At 78.8% G+C, this 1945-nt stretch carries 2 protein-coding genes; both read left to right on the forward strand.

The features are described 5' to 3' along the window. The first annotated feature begins 44 nt into the window (after window positions 1-44). Window positions 45-1172, forward strand: coding sequence for a tRNA 2-thiouridine(34) synthase MnmA (gene mnmA, locus EBM89_RS20445; protein ID WP_122151393.1), 1128 nt, complete (start codon window positions 45-47; stop codon window positions 1170-1172). Then, window positions 1169-1945, forward strand: a 777-nt coding sequence (locus tag EBM89_RS21655; protein WP_158609743.1) for a uroporphyrinogen decarboxylase/cobalamine-independent methonine synthase family protein, incomplete at its 3' end; no start/stop codon positions are given. The genes mnmA and EBM89_RS21655, both read left to right, overlap by 4 nt.

Raw genomic sequence — 1945 nt, forward strand, 5'->3', positions numbered from 1 at the left:
CTCGCCGCCGGACGCCCCGCCGACCGCCGGGCGGGGGCCGCCTGATGCGCGTGCTCGCCGCCCTGTCCGGGGGCGTGGACTCCGCCGTCGCCGCCGCGCGCGCCGTGGACGCCGGGCACGACGTCGTCGGCGTGCACATGGCGCTGTCCCGCGACCGGGCGCAGCTGCGCAGCGGCTCGCGCGGCTGCTGCTCCATCGAGGACGCCGGGGACGCCCGCCGCGCCGCCGACGTGCTCGGCATCCCGTACTACGTGTGGGACCTGTCCGAGCGGTTCGAGGACACCGTCGTCGCCGACTTCCTCGCCGAGTACGAGGCCGGGCGCACCCCCAACCCGTGCGTGCGGTGCAACGAGCACATCAAGTTCGACGCGCTGCTCGACAAGGCGCTCGCCCTCGGGTTCGACGCCGTCTGCACCGGGCACTACGCCGCCGCGGGCACCGACGACGCGGGAGCGCCCGTGCTGCGCCGCGCCGCCGACCGCGCCAAGGACCAGTCGTACGTTCTCGCCGTCATGGGCCCCACGCGGCTGTCCCGCGCGATGTTCCCGCTCGGCGACGTCGTCAGCAAGGACGTCGTCCGCGCCGAGGCCGCCGCCCGCGGCCTGTCCGTGTCCGCCAAGCCCGACTCCTACGACATCTGCTTCGTCGCCGACGGCGACACCCGCGGGTTCCTGCGCGACCGGCTCGGGTCCCGGCCCGGCGAGGTCGTGGACGCCGACGGCACCGTGCTCGGCGCGCACGACGGCGCCTACGGGTTCACCGTCGGGCAGCGCAAGGGCCTCCAGCTCGGCCGCCCCGCGCCCGACGGTCGTCCGCGCTACGTGCTGGCCATCGAGCCCGTCAACAACCGGGTCGTCGTCGGCGCGGCCGAGGACCTCGACGTCGACCGCGTCGAGGCCACCGACGCCGTCTGGTTCGGCGACCCGCCGCAGGACTGGGTCGACTGCCGGCTCCAGGTGCGGGCGCACGGCGCCGCCGTCCCCGCCCAGGCCCGCGCGACCGCCGGCGGCGGCGTGGAGATCGCCGTCTCCGGACCGCTGCGCGGCGTCGCCGCCGGGCAGTCCGCCGTCCTGTACGGCGGGCCCGACGACGCCACCGTGCTCGGGCAGGGCACGGTCGCCCGCGCCGGGCGGACCGCCGCGCGCAACACCGACGCCGGGGCCCGCGCGTGACGGCCGTCAGCGGCACCGGGCCCTGGCCCGGCACCGACGTCCTCGAGGCGCAGCAGACCGTCCTCGGCGACGTCGCCGACCTGCCCGACGGCGTCGAGGGGCTGCCGTGGACCGTGCGCCTCCCGGAGCGCGGGCCGTTCGGCACCGCCACCGCCGCGGGGCTCGGCCTGCTGGTCGAGATGCCCGCCGAACTCGGCCCGCACGGCTGGCGGCTCGCCGACCGCCCCGGCGTCGACGCCACCCGGCTCGCGGCGCTGCGCCGCGCCGACCTCGATGCCCTCGCGATCGCCGCCCACGGCTGGGAGGGCCCGCTGGTCGTCCCCGTCCTCGGGCCGCTCAGCCTCGCCGCCGGGGTGTACCTGGCCCGCGGTGACCTCGCCGTCGCCGACGAGGGCGCCGTCACCGAGGTGGTCGAGTCGCTCGCCGCCGGGGTCGCCGAGCACCTCGCCGCCGTGCACCGCGCCGTCCCCGGCGCCCGCCCCACCGTGCTGCTGCACGAGCCGCTGCTCGCCGCCGTCGTCGCCGGGACCCTGCCGTCGTTCTCCGGGTACGCGCGGCTGCGCGCCGTCCCCGCGCCCGTCGCCTCCGAGCGCCTCGCCCGTGCCGTCACGCTGCTGCGCGCCGGCGGTGCCGAGCGCGTCGTCCTGCACGTCGGCACCGCCGCGCACGTCGCACCCGCCGCCCGCGCCGCCGGGGCCGACGCCCTCGGGCTCGACGTCGCGGGGCTCGACGAGCGCCGCTGGGAGACCGTCGCCGAGGGCGTCGAGTCCGGG

Source organism: Cellulomonas triticagri, assembly GCF_003696205.1.
GTDB lineage: Bacteria > Actinomycetota > Actinomycetes > Actinomycetales > Cellulomonadaceae > Cellulomonas > Cellulomonas triticagri.

Bases quoted from the DNA above. Each gene is read 5' to 3' on its own strand.
- mnmA (WP_122151393.1), top strand. From the start codon at position 45: ATGCGCGTGCTCGCCGCCCTGTCCGGGGGCGTGGACTCCGCCGTCGCC.